This window comes from Bradyrhizobium arachidis, from assembly GCF_015291705.1.
Taxonomy (GTDB): domain Bacteria; phylum Pseudomonadota; class Alphaproteobacteria; order Rhizobiales; family Xanthobacteraceae; genus Bradyrhizobium; species Bradyrhizobium arachidis.
The window spans coordinates 3161159-3183861 of the sequence record NZ_CP030050.1 but is presented as its reverse complement, the minus strand read 5'-3'; the positions used below and the strand labels follow the sequence as shown (position 1 = coordinate 3183861).

Sequence of the window (22703 nt, the reverse complement as noted above, 5' to 3'; positions counted from 1 at the left end):
AGCCGGTATTTCAACATCGACGCGGCTTCGACGAAGCTCCTGCCATAGCCGGCAACCAGCGAGGTTGCGGCCAACACAGGAGACTTCCCATGTCTAGGCATCACGTAATGTCGCGCACGGTTTGGACAGGCCTCGCCGTTCTCGGATCGCTCACACTTGCGCAGCCGGTCCTCGCCGGCGAATGCCCGGCCGACAAGATCAAGCCGAATGCGCAGCAGATGGTCGACTACAAGCCCGTCGGCGTCACCGACGTCACGCTCGGCGCAATCGATCTCGGCAAGCAGCCGGCCCATATCGAGGGCCGCGAGCTGCGCTTCCGCAAGCTGACCATCGAGCCCGGCGGCATCGTGCCGTGGCACAGCCATGACGACCGCCCCGCCCTGATCTTCGTGCAGCAGGGCGAGATCGTCGAACACGCCTCCAACTGCATCGACCCGATCGTGCACAAGGCCGGCGACATTCGTCCCGAGATCTACGGCACCTCGCATTGGTGGAAGAACCTCGGCAAGGAGACCGTCATTCTCTATGTCGGCGACATCCGCAAGGATCCCAACGACCATCACATGTGATGGGTGCATTCCGGCCCCGTCATTCCGGGGCGATGCGCAGCATCGAACTATGGTGCGCAATTGCGCACCTGAGAATCTCGAGATTCCGGGTCTGGTGCTGGCGCACCAGCCCGGAATGACAGATCAAAAGTGAGCCATGCCATGACCGATCTTTCCGCTCCGATCAAACCGGCCGCGATGACGATGGATGCGCATTCGCCGGGTATTGCCCTTCGCTCGCTCGTGATCGGCCTCACCGCATTCCTGACCGTCGTCGACCTCTTCGCGACGCAGGCGATCCTGCCCTCGCTGACGCGCCACTACGGCGTCACCCCTGCAGCAATGGGCTTCGCCGTCAATGCCAGCACCTTCGGCATGGCCATCGCGAGCCTCGTCGTCGGCTTCTTCAGCCCGCACATCAACCGTCGGGCCGGCATCCTGGTCAGCCTCCTGCTACTGGCAATCCCCACCAGCCTGCTGGCGTCCGCACCCAATCTTGCCGTCTTCACGGCCTTGCGGGTCGCGCAGGGCCTGTGCATGGCGTCTGCCTTTGCACTCACCCTCGCCTATCTCGGCGAGCAATGCAGCGCCATGGACGCCGGCGGCGCGTTTGCCGCCTACATCACCGGCAATGTCGCCAGCAACCTCTTTGGACGGTTGATCTCGGCGGCGCTCGCCGACGGCTTCGGCCTTGCCTGGAATTTCTATGTCTTCGCAGCGCTCAATCTGGCCGGCGCAGTACTGGTCTATTGCACCATCGGACGCGTGCGGCCGATGCATGCGATGATGCCGGCGGCTTCGCCGCTCGCCGCCATCATCGCGCATTGGCGCAACCCGCGGCTTCGCGCCGCCTTCGGCATCGGCTTCTGCATCCTGTTCGCGTTCATCGGTACCTTCACATTCGTCAATTTCGTGCTGGTGCGGCCCCCGCTGTCGCTGGGCATGATGGACCTCGGCCTCGTCTATTTCGTCTTCCTGCCGTCCGTCGTCACGACGCTTCTGGCCGGCAAGGTGGCCGCACGGCTGGGAACGCGGCCCACGATCTGGGGCGCGCTCGCTGTCGCCGGGCTTGGCCTGCCGCTGATGTTGACGTCGCATTTGGCCGAAGTGCTCGCCGGCATGGTTCTCGTCGGCGTCGGCACATTCTTCGCGCAGGCCGCAGCGACGGGCTTCGTCGGACAGGCCGCGACCGACAACCGCGGCATCGCCAGCGGGACCTATCTTGCGTGCTACTTCTGCGGCGGGCTGGTCGGTACGGCCGTGCTCGGGCGATTGTTCGACAGTTTCGGCTGGCACGCCTGCGTCGCGGGCGTCGGCGCGGCCCTCGCGCTGGCGGCCCTGCTCACCCTTGCCTTGAAGCGCTAGCGCTTGGCCGGCATTTCCGGCGGCGGCTCGTCGTCTGCGATGGCGCGCCAGGCGGCGCCGTCGAGATCATCGTACTGGCCGCTTTTCAGCGACCAGAGGAAGGCGACCAGACCGGCTCCTCCAAGCATCAGGGCCAACGGGACCAAGATGACCAGGATCTCCATTACCCAAGCTCCCGCGAGGTGTTCCGGGCGCGCAGCGAGTTCAGCATCACCAGGATCGACGATCCGCTCATGGCCGCCGCCGCGATGAGCGGCGTGACGATGCCGCTGATCGCGACCGGTACGGCCAGCACATTGTAACCGATCGCAAGCCAGAGGTTTTCTCGCATCAGATGCAGCGCCTTGCGCGACGCGTCGATGGCGGCCACCACAGGCGCCAGCGGCCGGCCGAGGAAGACGAGATCGGCGGTGGCCTGGCTGAGATGTGCGGCCGAGATCGGCGACATCGAGACATGGGCTGCCGCGAGCGACGGCGCATCGTTCATGCCGTCACCGACCATCAGCACCTTTGTGCCGCGCCGCTTCAATTCCTCGATCCGTGCGATCTTATCGGCCGGCGTCACGCCCGCGCGCCACTCGGGAATGCCGAGCGCATGCGCTGCTGCGACCACCGCCGGCTCACGATCCCCGGAGAGGATCTCGATGCCGATGTTGCGCGCCTTCAGCGCCGCGATCACGGCCTGGGCATCTGGGCGCAGCCCTTGGCGCACCGAGAGGATGAATTTTTCGCTCCCTTTGCTGAATGCGACGATGGAGGCCTCGGGATCGAGATCGTCGGTCAAGCCGACAAGTCCCTCGGCGCCGCAGAAGGACGGACGGCCGAGACGCAGCTCGACACCGTCCACGGTGGCGCGCACGCCCTGCCCGGCCTCTTCAACGGCACCGACGATCGGCGACCTCGCGCCGGCTGCCTGCGCGACTGCGGCCGCTACCGGATGATGGCTCGACAGCGCGAGCCGCCCAGCGAGCTCGAAGATGTCGGCGGGGATGTCGGCCACGTTGGTCACTTCGAGATCAGGCAGCGTCAGCGTACCGGTCTTGTCGAAGATGATGTGGTCGGCCTCGGCGAGGCGCTCGATCGCATCACCCGCGTTGAGCAGCACGCCGGACTTGAACATCGTGCCCGCGGCCACCGTCTGCACAGTGGGGATCGCAAGACCGAGCGCACAGGGGCAGGTGATGATCAGCACCGCAACGCCGGTCACGATCGCATCGTGCCACGACGCGCCGGCGACAACCCAGCCGAGGATCGTGACCAGCGCGGTCGCATGCACCACCGGCGCGTAGAGCCGCGAGGCGCGGTCGGCGAGCCGCATGTAGCGCGAGCGCGCGGCCAGCGCGTTGTCGAGCAGCCGCGTGATCTCGGCGAGCAGCGTCGCTTCCGACGCCGCCGAGACCCGCACCCGCAGCGTGCCGGAGATGTTCATCGATCCCGCATAGACCGGCGTGTCCTGCTCCGCCGTGACGTAGAGCGTCTCGCCGGTGATCAGGCTCTGGTCGATCTCGGACCGTCCCTCGATCACCGTGCCGTCGACCGCGCAGCGCTCGCCGGGCCGCAGCAGCACGATGTCGCCGGGATGGATCGCGGCGATCGGCACCTGGGAGATCTCATCGGGCCCGATGAACTTCGCCGCGGTCTCGGCCTTCAGCGCAGCGAGATTGCCGGCGACCGCACGGGTACGCCGCCGCATGTTCTGGTCGAGGAAGCGGCCGACCAAGAGGAAGGTCAGCAGCATGATCGCCGCGTCGAAATAGGCATGCTCGGCGTGGTGGATGGTCTCGACCACGGACATGCCGAGCGCAAGGCACACGCCGATCGAGATCGGCACGTCCATGTTGGTGGTCTTGTTCGACAGCGCGCGCCAGGCCGAGCGGAAGAACGGCTGGCCGGCATAGGCCGCCGCCGGCAGCGCGATCAGCGCCGACAGCCAGTGAAAGAAGTCGCGCTGCTCCGGCAGCATGTCCGAGACGTTGCCCGACCACACCGGGATCGACAGCATCATCACGTTCATGGTGGCGAAGGCTGCGACGCCGAGGCAGCGCAGCAGGAAGCGGGATTCGGCAACCTCGGCCTCTTCCGCGCTTTCGGTCTCGAAAGGATAAGCCTTGTAGCCAAGCTCCTCCAGGCGATCGATGAAGCGGGCGGGATCGAGCGTGCCCTGCTTCCACTCCAGCGCGACGCGGCGGTCGGTGAGGTTCACGCGCGCCAATGTGACGTCGGGGATGGCCGACAGTCCGCGCTCGATCTTGGCCATGCAGCCGGCGCAGTGAACGCCCTCGACGGCGAGATCGATGTGCTTGATCCCCTCGCCCGCGATGCGGACATAGTGCGAAAAATCCCGCGTGACCTGCATGACCATGTCCCTCAGTTCAGGATCACGCGATTGCGCGACATGAACACGCGCGTGCCGCGCGCCTTGCCCTCGATCACGAGATCCCACTGGCCGGGCGCGACGGCGGCGGCATTGCCGCGATAGACGCCGATGCCGGCTTCAGGAAGCTCGACGGCGAGATCGGCGCGCTTGTCGGTCGGCCGCTCCAGGCGTCCGCCAAATTTCAGGCCGCTCACCGGCTGGCCATTCGCATCGCGCGCCTCGACCTGAAGCGTGGCACCGCCATCTGCGCGGCGCTCGATGTGAGCGCTGACCTTCCATTTGCGCGCGGCCTGGTCATGAGCTGCCGAGATCTCGCGGTCGTAGGTGAGGCCCGCCGCATAGGGGCTGTTGACATCAGTGCCCGGCAGGGTCGCGATCGCGAGCTTCATCATGGTGACGTTGACGCCGATCACGAGGCCGAAGAAGGCGACCAGCATCAGGAACACCTTCGTTCCGGTCAGCGGCTTGGCGGCCATGGCAGTCTCCTGAACTTACGGCGCGACGAAATTGTCGGTGGTGGTGGCGACCTCGCCGAGACCGATATCGGTGACGTGGAAACGCACGGGGATCGACTTCTCCGGATTGCTCTCGGCCGGCGCGGTGACCAGCAGGCGCAGCTCGCTGGTGGAGTCGCGCGGGATCACGATCATCGGCCGATCAGGCGTCACCGAATCGATGCCGACGACATGCGTGGTCAGATTGGCCGGTCCGTCCGCATCGATCGCGACGAGGCGGTCGTAACCGCTCTTGTTCAGCAGCCGCACCGTATAGGCGTTGCGGATCGAGCCGTCGCTGAGCTTGACCGCGACGGGGTTGCGATCGTGCAGCACGTTGACGTCGAGCAGGCTGCGGGTCGCCAGCGTATAGATCATGAAACCGCCGATGACCGCGATGATCGCGCTGTAGACGACGGTACGGGGCCGGATGATGCGGTAGACCGGCGCCTTGCCTTCCTGGCGGCGCTGGATATTGATGTCGTTGTCATAGCCGATCAGCCGCTTCGGCCGGCCGATCTTGGTCATCACGTTGTCGCAGGCGTCGATGCAGAGCCCGCACTGGATGCATTCCATCTGCGGTCCGTTGCGGATGTCGATGCCGGTCGGGCAGACCGCAACGCATTGATAGCAGTCGACGCAGTCGCCGACATGCTCGCCGAGCGCGCGCAGCTCGGCCGCCTTCTTCACCGAGGTGCGCTTTTCGCCGCGATCGTAGCGATAGGTGACGTTGAGCGCCCATTCGTCGGTGAGCGCGGCCTGGATGCGCGGCCAAGGGCACATATAGGTGCAGACCTGCTCGCGCATGAATCCGGCGAGCACGTAGGTCGTCGCGGTCAGGATGGCGATCCAGATATAGGCGATCATCGGCGCCTGGAAGGTGACGAGCTCCTTCACCAGCGTCGGCGCGTCGTTGAAATAGAGCACCCAGGCGCCGCCGGTCCACCAGGCGATCATCAGCCAGATCGAATGCTTGAGCACGATCTCGGAGATGCGCTCCAGCTTCATCGGATCGGACGACTTGTCCTTTTTCATCCGCTCGCGCCGATCGCCCTCGACGAGGCGCTCGACCGCGTAGAACAGATCGGTCCACACGGTTTGTGGACAGAGATAGCCGCACCAGATGCGGCCGCCGACCGAGTTCATCAGGAACAGCGCCACCGCAGCGACGATCAGGAGGCCGGTAAAGTAATAGACCTCCTGCGGCCACAGCTCGATGAAGAAGAAATAGAAGCGGCTGTTGGGCAGATCGATCAGCACCGCCTGGCTAGGCGCACCGAGACCGCGATTCCAGCGCACGAAGGGCAGGAAGTAGTAGACGCCGAGGCAGAACGCCATCAGGCCCCACTTGATCCGGCGGAAGGTGCCATGGACGCTCTGGGGATAGACCTTCTTGCGGGCCGCGTAGAGCGGCCCGTAATCGTCGTCCGATGTGAGCTCGTTCGGGTTCACGGTCTTGTTCATCGCTAATGGCGTCTCGAAAAGGTGCGATCAAACCTAGACCCGACGCCGCCGCGTCGGTTGATCCAGCTCAAGCGGGGGCACTTTTGTTCACTCTGCTTGCGCGACTAAGGCTTGAGACTCGACGAGCGCCCCGCCGAAGGTGCGTTCCCTCCCCCTCGCGGGGGAGGGAACGGAGAGACCGGTGCTGGTGGTCGAGCTCCATTCGACCTCACCCGTCACTGCTTCTACTTTCCGCCGCCCAGCGAGTGGACGTAGACCGCCATCGCCTTGAGGGTGGCGGAGTCGAGCCGTCCTTCCCAGGCCGGCATGACGCCGGCGCGTCCCTGGCTGATGGTCTCGATCAGGGTCGCCTCGTCCGAGCCGTAGAGCCAGATCTTGTCGGTCAGGTTCGGTGCGCCCATCTCCGGGTTGCCCTTGCCGCCGTCGCCATGGCAGGCGACGCAATTCTCCGCAAAGATCTTCTCGCCCTTGGCGGCGTCAAAACCCTTGCCGGTCGACAGGCCCGACAGCGAGCGTACGTAGTTGGCGACCGTGACGATCTCGTCCGGCTTGAGCACGCCGTCCTTGCCGAAGGCGAGCATCTGGCCCTCATGCGTCTTGGCATGGCCGGAGCGCGCGCCGAACTGGATGGTCTGCATGATCTGCTCGAGCGTACCACCCCACAGCCAGTCGTCGTCGTTCAGGTTCGGGAAGCCCTTGGCGCCGGCGCCGCCCGAGCCGTGGCACGGTGCACAATTGTCGCCGAACACGGTCCTGCCCTTGGCACGGGCGAGCGCCAGCAGAGCCGGATCCTTCTGGATGTCGGCGAGCGGCGCCGCCGCCAACGCCGCCATCTTCTCGCCGCGCAGCGCCTCGAGATTGGCGAGCTCCACCGCGAGGCTGGCGCGCGTCGAGTAGCCGAGCAGCCCGGTGGTGTTGCTGGAGATCAGCGGCCAGGCCGGATAGACGATCCAGTAGCCGATCGCCCAGATGATGGTGAGGTAGAAGGAGATCACCCACCAGCGCGGCAGCGGCGTGTTGAGCTCCTTGATGCCGTCCCACTCATGTCCGGTCGTGGACTTGCCCGTGACGGAATCGATATCGCCATGATGATCGGTCATGATCTCTTACTCCTCCCGCAACGGCAGGCGTGCCGCTTCGTCGAACGCGGCCTTGTTGCGGGGCCAGAATGCGTAGGCGATAATCGCGAGAAAGATCGCGACGAACACCGGCGTCCAGATCGTCGTGACGAGACCAGACGCGAGATTGTCGAGTGTCAGGATGGCTTTCATCGGTGATGCCTTCTCAGCGAAGATTGGCTTTCTCGTTGTAGAGCTGGAAGTCGACCAGCGTGCCGAGCATCTGCAAGTACGCGATCAGCGCGTCCATCTCGGTCGGCGTGCCCGACTTGCCGTCGAAATTGCGCACCGCGGCCTTGGCGTAGCGCTTGGTGAAGGCGTCGGTGCCGGCATTGTCAGGATCGGCTTGCGCCTTCAGGTCGGCGCCAGCGTTCACGATCTGGTCGTCGGTGTAGGGCGTTCCGACGGCCTTGAGCGTCTTCATGTGGTCGGCGATCGTATCAGGGTCGACTTCGGTCTGACTGAGGAAGGGATAGCCCGGCATCACCGATTGCGGCACGATCGCGCGCGGATTGGTCAGATGGGTGACGTGCCAGTCGTCGGAATATTTGGCGCCGACGCGGGCAAGATCGGGACCGGTGCGCTTCGAGCCCCACTGGAACGGGTGGTCGTACATGCTTTCGGCGGCGAGCGAGAAGTGGCCGTAGCGCTCGACCTCGTCGCGCAAGGGACGGATCATCTGCGAATGGCAGAGATAGCAGCCCTCGCGGACATAGACGTTGCGGCCCGCGAGCTCCAGCGGCGTGTACGGCCTGACGCCGTCGACCGCCTCGATCGTGCTCTTGAGGTAGAACAGCGGCGTGATCTCGACGAGCCCGCCGATCGCGATCACCAGCAAGATGCCGACGATCAGGACGATCGAGTTCTTTTCGAAGATTTGGTGGCGTGTCCAGAACGACATGGAAGGAAGGCTCCTCATTCCGCCGGCTGGAGCGCGACGGGCATCTGGACTTGCTGCTCGCCTGCGCGAACGGTCATCCAGAGATTGTAGGCCATGATCAGCGCGCCGATCAGGAACAGCCCGCCGCCGGCAGCGCGGATGATGTAGAAGGGATGCATCGCCTCGACGGTCTCGATGAAGGAATATTCGAGGAAGCCGAGCGAGGTGTAGGCGCGCCACATCAGGCCCTGGAGGATGCCGGAGACCCACATCGCCGAGATGTAGAGCACGATGCCGAGCGTCGCGATCCAGAAGTGCCAGTTGACGAGCTTGAGGCTGTAGAGGCCCTTGCGATTCCAGGCCCACGGCACCAGGCAATAGAGCGCGCCGAAGGAGACGAAGCCGACCCAGCCGAGCGCGCCGGAATGCACATGGCCGATGGTCCAGTCGGTGTAGTGGCTGAGCGAGTTCACCACCTTGATCGACATCATCGGGCCTTCGAAGGTCGACATGCCGTAGAAGGCGACGGAGACGACCAGCATGCGCAGCACGGGATCGGTGCGCAGCTTGTCCCAGGCGCCCGACAGCGTCATCAGGCCGTTGATCATGCCGCCCCAGGACGGCATCCACAGCATGATCGAGAAGGTCATGCCGAGCGTCTGCGTCCAGTCCGGCAGCGCCGTGTAGTGCAGATGGTGGGGACCCGCCCAGATGTAGAGGAAGATCAGCGCCCAGAAGTGGATGATCGAGAGCCGATAGGAATAGATCGGCCGCTCGGCGCGCTTGGGAATGAAGTAGTACATGATGGCGAGGAAGCCGGCGGTCAGGAAGAAGCCGACCGCGTTATGGCCGTACCACCACTGGAACATCGCATCCTGGATGCCGCCCCACGCAACGTACGACTTCGAGCCGAACACAGAGACCGGAAGGGCCGGATTGTTGCCGAGATGCAGCACGGCGATCGTCACGATGAAGGCGAGATAGAACCAGTTCGCGACGAAGATGTGCGGCTCCTTGCGCTTGATGATGGTGACAAGGAACACCAGCAGGTAGACCACCCAGACGATGGTCAGCCAGAGATCGGCATACCATTCCGGCTCGGCATATTCCTTCGACTGGGTGACGCCGAGCAGATAGCCGGTGCCGGCGACCAGGATGAAATAGTTGTAGCCGAGCACGACGAACCAGGGCGCGAGATCGCCGGCAAGGCGCGCGCGGCAGGACTTCTGCACGACGTAGAACGACGTGCCGATCAGCACGTTGCCGCCGAAGGCGAAAATGACCGCCGAGGTGTGCAGCGGCCGCAGGCGGCCGAAGCTGGTCCAGGGCAGGTCGAAATTCAGCGCCGGCCAGGCCAGCTGCGAGGCGATGATGAGACCGACGAGGAAGCCCGCGATGCCCCAGAACATCGCCATGACGGCGGTGAACTTGATCGGGCCCATGTTGTAGTTGGGGCGCCCGTTGATCTCCGCCGGCGGCAGCTCCGCCGGGCGATCGAAGTAGCGGTTGATGATCACGAACACCGCGGCGAGGCTCGCCGCCGCGCTCAGCGCGGCATGAAAAGCGAAGGGCGCATCGAGCGCCTTGGCCGAGGCGATCACGCAGAGGAAGGCGGTGACTGCGAACGCGACAGCCAGTCCGCTTTCACCTGATGTCATGGATTTTGAGATGGAGGGCTGGCTCATCGCGGATTCTCTTTCGAAAGAACACGGAGCCAGAAACCACATTCACCCTCGCGGGGAATTGATTGAAATCAAGACGGGCGTTTTGGTTCGTCGTAGGTGGCAAACATTTTTGGGGAGCTCCCGTATTTCTGCGGAGCCGCCGGTTGAAGTGCCCTCTCCTTTCATGTCCGTCGAAGCCTTTGCGGCGGATTCGGGAGAGGCAGCGATCACGGTGCGGCAGACTCACTTGGGTGAGGAGTCTGGCTCCGCGAATCCAGTATCGTAGGGTGGGCAAAGGCGCACTTGCGCCGTGCCCACGATTTGTCGAACACGCGACAGGATGGTGGGCACGCTTCGCTTTGCCCACCCTACGATATCTGTGATCGCGGATAGATACCCCTCATCCGGTGCTTCGCGGAAGGACTCACTCCCTCGCCGTCGCCTTCAGCGCGGCGATGACATCCTCGCGGGCGATGATTCCGGCGAGCTTCTGCGCGCCGTCGAGCACGATGATGCTCCGGATGCGGTGTTCGACCATGATCTGGAGCACGCGCGTCAGCCGCGTGTCGGGGCTGACATAGATGAACTCCGGCGTCATGACGTCGCCGATCCTGCGGCTCATCAGGTCGTGATAGCGCGGCAGCATCTGGTTCGGAGTGAACGCAAAGCATTTCAGGATGTCGAACTTGGTGACGATGCCGACCACCTGCCCGTCGTCCTCGACCGGATAGGAGTTGAAGTCATCACGCTCGAACATCTCGCTGAGCGCGAGCAGATCCTGGTCGCGCTGCACCGTCTTGACCTTGCGCGTCATGTAGCCACTGGCGGTCTCTTCGAGAAACTTGTACACGGCGCGTCCTCCTCGAATGGTTCAGTCAGTGCGACAGCAGTACGCAGCGCGCCGATTGCGTGACCAGATGCTCCGTGACGCCGCCGAGGATCAGCTCGCGAAAGCGCGAATGACCATAGGCGCCCGCGACGATCAGGCCGGCGCCGACATCGCCGGCGACCTGCTCCAATTGCGCGGCGGCAGAATCGTTCCGCACCGCCTCTGTGATGCGCGCGCTCGCGGTGATGCCGTGACGGGCGAGCCAAGCGGCGACATCGGTGACGCCGGCCATCACCGCCGAGCGGTCGTCGTCGCGCTCCGGAATCTCGACAACGGTGACGTCACTCGCCTTGCGCAGCATCGGCAGCGCGTTGGCCACTGCACGGCGCGACTCCGGCGTGTCCTTCCAGGCCACCAGCACGCTGCGCAGATCGAGCCAGTTGACCTTGTCGGGGACGACGAGGAGCGGGCGGCCGGCCTGCATCACCAGATCCTTGGGGCGAGCTAGCGCGAACGCGTCGGGGAAGGCCGGGCCGTACCCGCCGCTGACGATGATGTCGGCGCAGCGCGCCTGCGCCAGCACGAATCGCGCCGGAAAATCCAGGGCGCTGCGCCACTCCGCCCGGCCGCCGCGCGCTTTCGTGGCGCTGCGGAACTGGGCTTCCAGATCGGCAAGGCGCTTCCTGATGGAGGCTTGCTCCTGATCGATCAGGCTCTGGGCCTCAGCGCCGTCGGTGAAATAGAGCGGCGGCGCATACTGCCCCGCGGCGACGCCGATGATGGCCGCCTCGAATCGCTCGGCGAGCTCGCCCGCGACCTGAAGACGCGCCTCGTTGGACTGATCGAGCGCCAGGCTGACCATCACGGTCGCGTATGTCATGGGGTGTCTCCGCACAGAAGGAACTGCCGCGGAATCTAGCCGCGCCAGCGCGCGGCATGATGAGGTAGATCAAACTGCCGGGCACCGGCTTGCGGCAAATCCGCCAATGGAATCAGACATCCGAACTTGCCTCTCGCCCGCCCATGGGCGAAATTGCGGCCATGTTCGCGGCATAGTCCGCCGCGCCAGAATGGGAGCCATCGATTGTCGCCGACCCGCGTAACGCATCCGTCAGACGACAGTCGGGGCGAGCATTTCCGGGTCCGGATCGAGGGGTTCGGCGTCGGCACCTGGGATCTCGACCTCACGACGCGGGAGCTGGAGTGGTCCGAGACCGCGCGGATGCTGCTCGGTATCGGGCGCGGCCAGCCGGCCAGCTACGACCTCTTGCTCTCTCGCCTCGAGCCCGAGGACCGCGCCCGCGTCGAGGACGCGATCAGGCAGGTCATCGAGCATGGCGGCGGCTTCGACGTCTCCTTCAAAATTTCCCGCAATGCCGACCGCGGCAAATGGCTCAGGGCCCGCGCCGGCCTGATCCGCGACGATGCCGGCGTCGCCCGCCATCTCAGCGGCATCCTGCTCGACATCGACGAGGAGAAGCAGGTCGAGGAAGCGCTGCGCACGCGAGAGACTCACCTCCGCTCCATCCTTCACACCATTCCCGATGCCATGATCGTCATCGACGGCCACGGCATCATCCAGCTGTTCAGTACGGCCGCGGAGCGGCTGTTTGGCTGGTCGGAGCAGGAGGCGATCGGCCAGAACGTCAGCATCCTGATGCCGGAGCCGGACCGCACCCGTCACGACAGCTACATCGCGCGCTATCGCTCGACCAATGATCCGCACATCATCGGCATCGGCCGCATCGTCACGGGCAAGCGCCGCGACGGCACGACGTTCCCGATGCATCTGTCGATCGGCGAGATGCAGTCCGGCGGCGAGCCCTATTTCACCGGCTTCGTCCGCGACCTCACCGAGCACCAGAAGACCCAGGCGCGGCTGCAGGAGTTGCAGTCCGAGCTCGTCCACGTCTCGCGGCTCACCGCGATGGGCGAGATGGCCTCCGCCCTCGCGCACGAGATCAACCAGCCGCTGGCGGCGATCAGCAATTACATGAAGGGATCGCGCCGGCTGCTCGCCGGCAGCACGGATCCCAACACGCCGAAGATCGAGAGCGCGCTGGACCGCGCCTCGGAGCAGGCCTTGCGTGCCGGCCAGATCATCCGCCGCCTGCGCGACTTCGTCTCCCGCGGCGAATCCGAGAAGCGGGTCGAGAGCCTGTCCAAGCTGATCGAGGAGGCCGGCGCGCTCGGGCTCGCCGGCGCGCGCGAGCAGAACGTGCAGCTCCGCTTCAGCCTCGATCCCGATGCCGATCTCGTCCTCGCCGACCGCGTGCAGATCCAGCAGGTGCTGGTCAATCTGTTCCGCAATGCGCTGGAGGCGATGGCGCAATCCGGGCGGCGCGAGCTCGTCGTCGCCAACAAGCGCGTCGCCGACGACATGATCGGAGTGGAAGTCTCCGACACCGGCTCCGGCTTCCAGGACGACGTCATTCCAAACCTGTTCCAGACCTTCTTCACCACCAAAGACACCGGCATGGGCGTCGGACTGTCCATCAGCCGCTCGATCATCGAGGCTCACGGCGGGCGCATGTGGGCCGAGAGCAACGCATCGAGCGGCGCGACATTCCGCTTCACCCTGCCTGCAGCCGACGAGACCTGAGCAATGACGACCAAGGGACATGTCTACGTCATCGACGATGACGCCGCGATGCGGGACTCGCTGAACTTCCTGCTGGACTCCTCCGGCTTCGGCGTCACGCTGTTCGAGGACGCGCAGAGCTTCCTCGACGCCCTGCCCGGCCTTGCCTTCGGCTGCGTCGTGTCCGACGTGCGCATGCCGGGCCTCGACGGCATCGAGCTTCTCAAGCGGATGAAGGCGCAGGCCAGCCCGTTCCCGATCCTGATCATGACCGGCCATGGCGACGTGCCGCTCGCGGTCGAGGCGATGAAGCTCGGAGCCGTCGACTTTCTTGAAAAACCCTTCGAGGACGATCGCCTCACCACGATGATCGAGACTGCGATCCGCCAGGCCGAGCCGGCGGCCAAGAACGAGGCGGTCGCGCAGGACATCGCCGCCCGCGTCGCTTCCTTGAGCCCGCGCGAGCGCCAGGTCATGGAGGGCCTGATCGCCGGCCTCTCCAACAAGCTGATCGCCAGGGAATACGACATCAGCCCGCGCACCATCGAGGTCTACCGCGCCAATGTCATGACCAAGATGCAGGCGGGCAGCCTGTCGGAACTGGTCCGGCTGGCGATGCGCGCCGGCATGCTGAAGGATTGAGGCAAACCGGATTGAGGCAAGTCAATCTGCGCGGCTCAGGCTGTGCTAGCCAGATGCGATGATCGAGATCGGCTCGCACCCCCAGCGGCTTCCCATGGCGCCCTCGGCAAAACCCGTCGTCTATGTCGTCGACGACGATGCCGCCGTGCTGGGATCGCTGCGATTCCTGCTCGAAACCGACGGCTTCGACGTGCGGACCTTCAGGAACGCCACGGCGCTGCTGAATGCCGCCAGCGAGCCCGGCGCCGACTGCTACGTGATCGACTACAAGATGCCGGACATCAACGGCATCGAGCTCGCCGGCCGCCTCCGCCAGTTCGACGAAGGCACGCCGGTGATACTCATCACCGGCTATCCCGACGGAAATATCTCGGCCCGCGCGGCCGCCGCGGGCGTCAAGGACGTGATCTTGAAGCCGCTTCTCGACGAAAACCTGGTCAAGCGCATCCGTGGTGCGATCCAGGAACGGCGCCGGAATTGACCTTACGGGATTCTACGTAGGTAAACCTCCTTAAGATAACGCGCGAAATTTCCGGATTGCGCAAACCCGCGTAGCAATGCTCCATCACAACGGAGATGGCGCAGATGCTGACCCAGACGCTCGACACCCAGGCGATCAACACGCAACTTCGTGGCAAGATTGCCCCTGCCCATCCTGTCTCCGACCAGTTCGGCGCGATCACCGGCCATGTCGGCCTCGTCGCCACCGAGTTCTCCTACCGCAAGGACGAAGAGATCTACGGCGAGGACGAGCCGTCCGAATATGTCTACCAGGTCGTGTCGGGCGCCGTGCGCAGCTACAAGCTCCTCTCCGACGGCCGCCGCCAGATCGGTGCCTTCCATCTTCCCGGCGACGTGTTCGGCCTCGAATCCGGCCCGACCCACCGTCTCGCCGCCGAAGCCATCATCGACACCAATGTCCGCCTCGTGAAGCGCGCCAGCCTGGAGAAGGCCGCCGGCTCGGACGTGCAGGTCGCCCGCAAGCTCTGGGCCATGACCGCCGGCGAGCTGCGCCACGCCGAAGACCACATGCTGCTGCTCGGCCGCAAGACCGCGATGGAGCGTGTCGCGACCTTCCTGCTCGAAATGGACCGCCGCCTCGCGGTCGCCGGCATGATGGCGCTGCCGATGTGCCGCCGCGATATCGGCGACTATCTTGGCCTCACCCTTGAGACCGTGTCGCGCGCGCTGTCCCAGCTCCACGCCCAAGGCATTCTCGGTTTCTCCGGCGCCCGCCAGATCGTGCTGCGCAACAGGGCGCGCCTGCACAATCTCGACGCCTGACTTTTCCTCCCCACTGACTTGGCCGGCTGATGTCGTTCAGCCGGCCATTTCTTTTGGCGCAAGCCGCCGGGTCTCCGGCATCACCAGCAGGATCAGCAACAGCCCCGTCGCGGCGATGCCGGACAGCCCGATGAACGCGGTGGCGTTGCCGAACTTGTCGCTGACATAGCCGCCCAGCGCAGTGCTCAGCGACGCGCCGATGCCGGTCGCGGTGCCGACGATTCCCTGTGCCAGATTGAAGTGTCCGCTGCCGAAGGCGACGTCGGCCACGATCAGCGGAATCATCACCGCGAACACCGCCGCCGTGATGCCGTCGAACACCTGCACCGCGACCAGCAGATAGGGATCACGCACCGTGGCGAACAACAGACCGCGGATCGTCAGCGCGCCGAACCCGATCAGCAGCAGCGGCCGGCGGCCCCAGAGTTGCGCCTTGCGCCCGACCGTCGGCGACAGCAGCGCCACGATCGCCTGGGGCACGACGATGCAAAAGGCAACGAGCACCGTTGCCCACTGGCTCGACCTGGCCGTCACTGCGCTCGCCATCAGCGGCATCATCGAGGCGTTCGCGAGCTGTAACAGCAGCACGCTCAGCGCAAACACGATCAGCGGCCGCTGCCTGATCAAGTGCCAGATATTGGTGTCGCCCGGCACCGGCGCCTCGCGCGGCATCTCGCCGTGGCAGCGCGCGATGTCGACCTCCTCCTCCCGGATCCGCGACAGCGCGATCAGGGTCGGGATCGCCAGCAAGAAAGTGACCAGGAACACCGAGCGGCTCGACAACAGATAACCGGCGGTGCCCATCACGGCGGCCGCGACGCCGTTGCCGAGCGAGGCGAAGCGCGCATTGCGCCCGAGCCGCTCGCCGATCGCGAGTGGCCCGACGAGGCCGAGGCTGATCGCCGCGATTGCAGGTCCCAGCACGCAGCTCGCCGCCGCATGCAGTGTCGCCGCCGTCACCACCACGGGGAAGATCGGCATCGCCGCATAAGCGAGCGCGCAGAAGCCGATGGTCACGATCGCAAGGGCCGCGACCAGCCGCTCGGATTTCGCGGCATCGATGATGGCGCCGCCCGGCATCTGCCCGATCAGGGCGACGATGCCGCCGATCGAGAGCACGAGGCCGATCTCGACCTGGGTCCATTTCTGCGTCGTCAGGTACACCGCGATGAAGGGACCGAACCCGGTCTGCACGTCGGCAAGGAAGAAGATGAACCAGTCGAGACCGCGCAGGCTCTGGCGCGACGGCGCCGGAATGGGCGCAAGCCGCAGCGCTGCGGCGTTGTTCTGTTCAACGTGGCCGCCGCGATCCGCATGGTTCGGCTTCCTCGACAACAGCACAGGCAGTCAGCCCTCCCCGCGTCTCACTGGATGGCTTGCAGCGGTTGAAGACTGCCGGACGCGCCGAGCACGACCATCGGCGTGTCTTCCTTGTATTCCGGCGCGGCAGCGACCTGAGCCTTGGTCAGCTCCAGCGTGATGCTGTCCTTCTTGTTGGTGATCTTGCCGAAATGAAGCGCGTTCCAGTCCACCACGATCTTGCGGCTGCCGACGCCCAGGAAGCCGCCAAAATCGATCACGGCGGCGCGCACATGGCCGGTGCGGTCGACGATGATGTCGACGATGCGGCCCATGCCCTCGTCGGCGGCGCTGCGCACGTCGCGGCCGAGCACGCCGTGCGCATCGCTCGCGCCGATGATGGTCACCGAGGGCGGCGGCGCAGCGTCCTTCGGCGTCACAGGCACGGTCGAGGCCGGCGGCTGCGCAGCCGCCGGCGCATTCGCTTCACTTGGCGGCGAGGTTGGGGCCACCGCAGGCGGCTCCTCCGCGGCACGCGACATTGCGACCGTCAGGCCGGCGACGATCGCCACGCTCAAGACCAGCCATCGGACAGCACGCATGGGACCCTCCTCGCGCGCCTAGCGCGCCAGCACGATCGAGACCTGGATCTGGCCGCGCGTGCGCAACACCTCCAGCGCGACGTCGTCGCCGTGGCGGCTGACGCGCAGATCGACGCTGGACTCGCCGAGGCGCAGATCGCGCAGGATCACCTCGTTCAGGAATGCCGGCAGATGCGGATTGCGCAGGCGGATCTCGCCGCGCGCCACATCGAACTCGATGCCGAGCGCCGCCTCCAGCAGCGTGAACGGCGTCGCGCTGGCCCAGGCCTGCGGCGCACAGGCGACCGGATAGAGCGTCGGGCCGCGCCGCTTCTCGCGCCGGAAGCCACAGAACAGCTCGGGCAGCCGGCGCAGATCCATGTAGGTCGCAGCGTCGAACAGGCCCTTGAAGACATGCGCGACCGAATGCTTGAGGCCGTAGCGCGCGAGCCCGAGCGCGATCAGCGCGTTGTCGTGCGGCCAGACCGAGCCGTCATGATAGGACATCGGGTTGTAGCGCACCTCGCCTTGCGCGACGGTGCGGATGCCCCAGCCGGAGAAGAAGTGCGGCCGCATCAGATCGGCGGCGACGAGGCGCGCGCGATCCTCGCGGATCATGCCGCTGAACAGCACCTGCCCGGCATTCGAGGTGCGCACCTTGCACGGCCGCTTCTTGCCGTCGAGCGCGAGCGCATAGGTGCCGAGCTCCTCGCACCAGAACGCCTTTTCGAAGCGCTCGGCCAGCGCGTTGGCTTCGGCCTCAAGCTTGCGCACTCGGTCCGGCTTGCCGAGCCGCAGCGCGCAACGCGCGGCAAGCTGCTTGGCCGCGTAGACGTAGCCCTGGACTTCGGCGAGCGCGATATTGCCTTCCGCGAGCTGGCCGTCGGCGTGGAAGATCGCGTCGTAGGAATCCTTCCAGCCCTGGTTGGCCAGTCCCTTTTCCGTCGCGCGCTGGTATTCGACGAAGCCGTCCTGATCGGGATCGCCCGGACCGTCGATCCAGGCGAGGCCCGCCTCGATCGCCGGCCACAGCTCGATCAGCGTCGCTGCATCGCCGGTGCGCTCGAAATAGCTGCCGGCGAGCAGGATGAACAAGGCGGTGGAATCGACGCTGCCGTAATATTGCGAGAACGGCACCTCGCGCAGCGCCGCCATCTCGCCGCCGCGCATCTCGTGCAGGATCTTTCCGGGCGCCGCGTCGGCAAGCGGATCGACCGTCTTGGCCTGGAAATGGGCGAGCCGCCTGAGGACGCCCTTGGCGACGCGCGGGTCGACCCACAGCATCTGCAGCGCGGTGATCAGCCCGTCGCGACCGAAGGTCGTCGAATACCAGGGAATGCCGGCATAGGGATAACGCCCCTGCGGCGTCTCCGTCATCAGCATGTTGAGGTCGGCCATGGCCTGGCACAGCACCTCGTTGAAGATGTTGTTCGAGGTTTCGATGCTGGCCGCGCCCATCGTCGACTGCCGCATCTCGCGGCGATGGGCGAGCAAGCCCCTGAAGAAACGCGCGGGCTTTTCCGTGACCGGCCGGTTGCAGGACACGGCGACGAACAGCGATTTCGATTGATGCGGATCGAGCTCGACCTGCCAGGTCGCGGCGTTCACCGACAGCCGTGTCGGACGCGGGTCGAAATGCAAACCGGTCGTGCGCTCGGCATCGTCGAGGCCGCGATAGTCGAACAGCACGTCGGTCGGCCCGAGCAGCTTGCTCGTGCCGGTGCCCCGGCGCGGCCGCTGTTCGCCGCGGACCTCGAACAGGTCGGCAAAATCGTTGTCGAACAGCAGCGTCAGCTCGAAGCTCGCCGGCCGCTCGCCATGGTTCTGCACGCCGATGCGTTGATAGGCCGAGCCGTGCCACAGGAAGATCGTGCGCACGATGTGCAGCAGATCCTTCTGCAGCACGAGGGCGCCCTCGCGGTAGATGTCGGGATTGGTGAGATCGACCGTCAGCGCCGAATTGTCGTCGCGTAAGTTGGAGCCGAGCAGCAGCGGCTGGAGGTCGTTGAGCACGAGCTCCAGCCGCGCCAGGTAGCGCGTGTCATGGTGGAACAGGCCGTCCGGCCCGCCTGCCGAGGCGCCGATGTCGCCGTGGCTGTCGAGCACGATGAAGGTGTCGTCGTGCTTGAGCGAACGCCGCGGCCGCGCCGACGGCCCCGTCATCGGGATGTAGAACGGCTGCTCCGCGACCTGCTCCACGGTCCGCGTCACGGAGACGAATTTGGTGACGACTTCGGCTGCCATGAGCTGCTCCCCTGCCTTGTTTCGAAACGCAACCAACGCAGACGCAACTGTTGGGTTTACGCGGCGAACTTCGCGAGCCGGCTCATTTCCTGCGTCACCAGCTCACGGTAGGGACCGTGACCCTGCATCAGGCGGTCGGGCGCGCCGTCCTCGATGATCTTGCCATTCCTGAGCACGATCACACGGTCGAAATTGCGCAGCGTCGCGAGCCGATGCGCGATCGCGATCACGGTGCGGCCGCGCATCAGGCGTGACAGCGCCTCGCGGATCGCTTCCTCCGACTCGCTGTCCAGCGCCGCCGTCGCCTCGTCCAGCAGCAGGATCGGCGCATCCTTCAGGAAGGCGCGCGCGATCGCGATGCGTTGGCGCTGGCCGCCGGACATCTTCACACCGCGGTCGCCGACCATGGTGTCGAGACCCTCAGGCAGAGTTTCCACGAAATCGCAGCGGGCGGCAATGGCCGCGCGCAGCACCTCGTCGTCCGTCGCGTTGGGGCGGCCGTAGCGGATGTTCTCGCGGATGGAACGGTGGAACAGCGAAATATCCTGCGGCACGACCGAGATCGCCTCGCGCAGGCTGAGCTGGGTCACCATCGAGACGTCCTGGCCGTCGACGGTGATGCTGCCCTCGTCGACGTCGTAGAAGCGCTGAAGCAGCGTGAACAGGGTCGACTTGCCGCCGCCGGACTGGCCGACCAGGCCGACGCGCTGGCCGGGCTGCAGCCGCAGGCTGAACCGCTCGAAGATCTTCTCGCCGCCGGGATAGCCGAAGGTGACGTTGTTGAACGCAATCGCCGCGCCGCTCTTCACCAGCGGCTCCGCCTCGGGGTGATCGCGTAGCTCATGCGGCACCAGGAGGGTCGCGATGGCCTCGGTCAGCCGTGCGACATGCTGGGTGACGTCGACCAGCGCCACCGCGAGATCGCGCGTGGCGTTGAGGATGGACAGGCCGAGGGTGCAGACCAGCACGACGTCGCCGGTGGTCGCCTCACCCTGCTGCCAGAGCGTGATCGCCCAGGCCATCAGCGCAACGGTCAGGACGACTGTCACACCGGCATGGGTGAGCCGCAGCTTCTCCAGATAGCGCAGGCTGCGGCCGCGCGCGGTAAGCTCGCGGTTGACGGTAGCGTCGAACCGCTCGTGCTCGTGGCTGATGCCGCAGAAGGCGCGGACCAGCGGCATATTGCTGATGACGTCGATCATCTCGCCGTCGACCACGGCCGCCTTGTCGGCGAAATCGTCATGCAGGGGCTTGCCCGCCGCGGCCAGATGGAACATCGCGATCACCATCCCGCCGGCGATCACGATCAGGCCGAGCGCCATATAAGGACTGACGGTTCCGATCAGCATGATTGCCGCAACTGTGGCAATGCATGGCGGCAGCACATTCCAGACGAACATGTTCTCGACGGTGAACACCGCATTCGAGGTCGCCGTGATGCGGCTCGTCAGCATGCCTGGCATGCGGTCGGAGAAGTAGCTCGGCGCATGTCCCGTCAGGTGACGAAATATGTCACGGCGCAAATCGCCCGTGACACGAACGAAGGTGAAGCTCGCCGTCCAGCTCGCGATCCGCCACAGGAAGTTGTCGGCAGCGATCAGCGACATGAGCAGAATGAATGCCAGCCATACGCTACCACCATGCGATGTTCCCGCCGACAGACTGTCGACGAGTGATTTGACGCCGTACTGCGTGCCCACGGAGCAGGCAACGGCTGCGACGACAGCAGTCAGGATCACGAGATGCGACGCGAGACGACGCCGAAGATAGCGCAAGACAAAGGCAAATGGCCTGCGCGCGTATCCAGAAAGCTGATCCATATGGCACTCGACCCCGTGTGATGATTTCCAGTTTTGTGGCTGACCGACAGAACATCGACCAGCTCGCCTCGGTTCCCGGGCAGGCTGATCACGACATGCGGATGCGGACGATCTGCGAAGACGAGATGGCAGCATCGAGACAGGTGCGAGATGTGTCCAATAAGTAACGTTTGTTGAGAGGAACTTCGCAACTGCGGGAACGTTCCCTTAGCTGGCATTGCCGGTGCCGTACGCGCTGGGGGTTTTCAATATTCATGATCGCAGAGGAGAAGGTGAGATGCGCATCGCGCAGGTAGCTCCGTTGACGGAGGCTGTTCCACCCAAGCTGTATGGCGGCACCGAGCGGGTGGTGCATTGGTTGACGGAAGAGCTGGTTGCCCTTGGACACGACGTCACACTGTTCGCCAGCGGCGACTCGAAGACGTCGGCGAAGCTGGATGCCCTATGGCCGCGAGCGCTGCGCCTCGACGGTTCCGTGCGCGATCCCAACGCGTTGCACATGGTGCTGCTGGAGCGGGTGCGGCAGAAATGTGACGACGAGGAGTTCGACTTCCTCCACTTTCATCTCGACTATTATCCCTGGTCGCTGTTCTACCGGCAGCCGACACCGTTTGTGACCACGCTGCACGGCCGGCTCGACCTGCCGGAGCATCAGCCGGTGTTCGACACCTTCTCCAAGATGCCCGTGATCTCGATCTCGAACGCGCAGCGGCGGCCGGTGCCGCAGGCGAACTGGGTGACGACGATCCATCACGGCCTGCCCGAGAATCTGCTGACGCCGAAGCCGGCCAAGCAGGAATATCTCGCCGTGCTCGGCCGCATCGCGCCGGAGAAGGGCGTCGACCGCGCCATCAAGATCGCGACCCATTGCGGCATCCCGCTGAAGATCGCGGCCAAGGTCGATCGCGCCGACCAGGACTATTATGACGAGCTGATCAAGCCGATGATCGTGAACAATCCGCTGGTGGAGTTCATCGGCGAGATCAGCGACCACGAGAAGTCGGACTTCCTCAGCGGCGCGCTCGGACTTCTGCTGCCGATCGACTGGCCGGAGCCGTTCGGCCTCGTCATGATCGAGGCCATGGCCTGCGGGACGCCGGTCGTCGCCTTCAATCGCGGCTCCGTGCCGGAGATCATCGACGAGGGCCTCACCGGCTTCGTGGTCGAGGACATCCTCAGCGCGGCCGGTGTGGTCAACCGTCTTCCGAGCCTGAATCGCTCCGCGATCCGCAAGCAGTTTGAGTCGCGCTTCACCGCGCGGCGGATGGCGCTCGACTATCTCGCGGCCTATCGCAGCCTGACCGAGGAGCAAGCACCGCGGATCAAGCTGGTGAGCAGCGCGGAGTAAGCGGCTCCACAAACGGTGTCGTCCCGGACAAGCGAAGCGCCGATCCGGGACCCATAACCACAGGGCGTTGTTTGGCGACGACTCGGAGTGACCGGTCTCGTACAAAATTCCTCCCTGTGGTTATGGGTCCCGGGTTCGCGCTGCGCGCGCCCCGGGACGACAGTT

21 protein-coding genes are annotated in these 22703 nt (G+C 65.2%); 7 read left to right on the top strand and 14 right to left on the bottom strand.

The window, feature by feature from the left end; translation table 11 throughout:
• The first annotated feature begins 89 nt into the window (after positions 1-89).
• Together WN72_RS14740 and WN72_RS14735 are read left to right on the top strand one after the other, a co-directional pair.
• Positions 90-569 (top strand): cupin domain-containing protein, encoded by a 480-nt coding sequence (locus WN72_RS14740; RefSeq protein ID WP_092214759.1) that lies wholly within the window; start codon positions 90-92, stop codon positions 567-569.
• 141 nt (positions 570-710) lie between these two features.
• Positions 711-1913 (top strand): MFS transporter, encoded by a 1203-nt coding sequence (locus WN72_RS14735; RefSeq protein WP_092214756.1) that lies wholly within the window; start codon positions 711-713, stop codon positions 1911-1913.
• Here WN72_RS14735 and ccoS read toward each other — a convergent pair.
• From ccoS to WN72_RS14685, 10 genes are all read right to left on the bottom strand, one after another.
• The gene (ccoS, locus tag WN72_RS14730) at positions 1910-2077 is read right to left on the bottom strand and encodes a cbb3-type cytochrome oxidase assembly protein CcoS (RefSeq protein WP_092214754.1); all 168 of its coding nucleotides are present in this window, start codon (positions 2075-2077) and stop codon (positions 1910-1912) included. The genes WN72_RS14735 and ccoS overlap by 4 nt on opposite strands.
• On the bottom strand, positions 2077-4269 hold the full coding sequence (locus WN72_RS14725; protein WP_092214976.1) for a cation-translocating P-type ATPase: 2193 nt from the start codon (positions 4267-4269) through the stop codon (positions 2077-2079). The genes ccoS and WN72_RS14725 overlap by 1 nt, the downstream gene beginning before the upstream one ends.
• An 11-nt stretch (positions 4270-4280) precedes the next feature.
• Positions 4281-4766 (bottom strand): FixH family protein, encoded by a 486-nt coding sequence (locus WN72_RS14720; RefSeq protein WP_092214751.1) that lies wholly within the window; start codon positions 4764-4766, stop codon positions 4281-4283.
• A gap of 15 nt (positions 4767-4781) precedes the next feature.
• Positions 4782-6248 carry a cytochrome c oxidase accessory protein CcoG gene (ccoG, locus tag WN72_RS14715; protein WP_092214748.1) on the bottom strand — a complete coding sequence of 489 codons (1467 nt, stop codon included), beginning with the start codon at positions 6246-6248 and terminating at the stop codon, positions 4782-4784.
• 224 nt (positions 6249-6472) lie between these two features.
• Positions 6473-7348: a cytochrome-c oxidase, cbb3-type subunit III gene (gene ccoP / locus WN72_RS14710; RefSeq protein ID WP_092214745.1), complete on the bottom strand. Its 876-nt coding sequence runs from the start codon at positions 7346-7348 to the stop codon at positions 6473-6475.
• A gap of 6 nt (positions 7349-7354) precedes the next feature.
• Positions 7355-7519, bottom strand: a complete 165-nt coding sequence (locus WN72_RS14705; RefSeq protein WP_027558455.1) for a CcoQ/FixQ family Cbb3-type cytochrome c oxidase assembly chaperone — start codon at positions 7517-7519, stop codon at positions 7355-7357.
• Positions 7520-7532: 13 nt separating this feature from the next.
• Complete coding sequence (gene ccoO, locus WN72_RS14700) at positions 7533-8267, bottom strand: cytochrome-c oxidase, cbb3-type subunit II (protein WP_092214742.1); 735 nt, start codon at positions 8265-8267, stop codon at positions 7533-7535.
• A 14-nt stretch (positions 8268-8281) separates the two neighbouring features.
• Entirely contained in the window at positions 8282-9931 is a 1650-nt protein-coding gene (gene ccoN, locus WN72_RS14695) for a cytochrome-c oxidase, cbb3-type subunit I (protein ID WP_035730034.1), read from the bottom strand.
• A gap of 403 nt (positions 9932-10334) precedes the next feature.
• Positions 10335-10760, bottom strand: coding sequence for a CBS domain-containing protein (locus WN72_RS14690; protein ID WP_092214738.1), 426 nt, complete (start codon positions 10758-10760; stop codon positions 10335-10337).
• A 25-nt stretch (positions 10761-10785) separates the two neighbouring features.
• Positions 10786-11619, bottom strand: coding sequence for a universal stress protein (locus tag WN72_RS14685; RefSeq protein WP_092214734.1), 834 nt, complete (start codon positions 11617-11619; stop codon positions 10786-10788).
• Between the two features lie 204 nt (positions 11620-11823).
• Here WN72_RS14685 and fixL point away from each other — a divergent pair, with 204 nt between their 5' ends.
• From fixL to WN72_RS14665, 4 genes are all read left to right on the top strand, one after another.
• A complete protein-coding gene (gene fixL, locus WN72_RS14680) occupies positions 11824-13341 on the top strand; it encodes a sensor protein FixL (protein ID WP_092214731.1) in 1518 nt (505 codons plus the stop codon).
• A gap of 3 nt (positions 13342-13344) precedes the next feature.
• On the top strand, positions 13345-13962 hold the full coding sequence (gene fixJ / locus WN72_RS14675; RefSeq protein ID WP_092214728.1) for a response regulator FixJ: 618 nt from the start codon (positions 13345-13347) through the stop codon (positions 13960-13962).
• Positions 13963-14020: 58 nt separating this feature from the next.
• A complete protein-coding gene (locus WN72_RS14670; RefSeq protein ID WP_027558448.1) occupies positions 14021-14443 on the top strand; it encodes a response regulator in 423 nt (140 codons plus the stop codon).
• Positions 14444-14547: 104 nt separating this feature from the next.
• A complete protein-coding gene (locus tag WN72_RS14665) occupies positions 14548-15246 on the top strand; it encodes a helix-turn-helix domain-containing protein (RefSeq protein ID WP_167380738.1) in 699 nt (232 codons plus the stop codon).
• 36 nt (positions 15247-15282) lie between these two features.
• Here WN72_RS14665 and WN72_RS14660 read toward each other — a convergent pair whose 3' ends face one another.
• From WN72_RS14660 to WN72_RS14645, 4 genes are read right to left on the bottom strand one after another with little or no spacing between them, the layout of a single operon-like run.
• A complete protein-coding gene (locus WN72_RS14660) occupies positions 15283-16587 on the bottom strand; it encodes an MFS transporter (RefSeq protein WP_027558446.1) in 1305 nt (434 codons plus the stop codon).
• Between the two features lie 23 nt (positions 16588-16610).
• Positions 16611-17147: a PRC-barrel domain-containing protein gene (locus WN72_RS14655; protein WP_167380737.1), complete on the bottom strand. Its 537-nt coding sequence runs from the start codon at positions 17145-17147 to the stop codon at positions 16611-16613.
• An 18-nt stretch (positions 17148-17165) separates the two neighbouring features.
• A complete protein-coding gene (locus WN72_RS14650; protein WP_027558444.1) occupies positions 17166-19370 on the bottom strand; it encodes an amylo-alpha-1,6-glucosidase in 2205 nt (734 codons plus the stop codon).
• A gap of 56 nt (positions 19371-19426) precedes the next feature.
• Positions 19427-21190 (bottom strand): ABC transporter ATP-binding protein, encoded by a 1764-nt coding sequence (locus WN72_RS14645; RefSeq protein WP_092214722.1) that lies wholly within the window; start codon positions 21188-21190, stop codon positions 19427-19429.
• Between the two features lie 277 nt (positions 21191-21467).
• On the opposite strand from WN72_RS14645, the gene WN72_RS14640 reads away from it, so the two are divergent.
• Positions 21468-22538: a glycosyltransferase family 4 protein gene (locus WN72_RS14640; protein ID WP_027558442.1), complete on the top strand. Its 1071-nt coding sequence runs from the start codon at positions 21468-21470 to the stop codon at positions 22536-22538.
• Positions 22539-22703 lie beyond the last annotated feature (165 nt).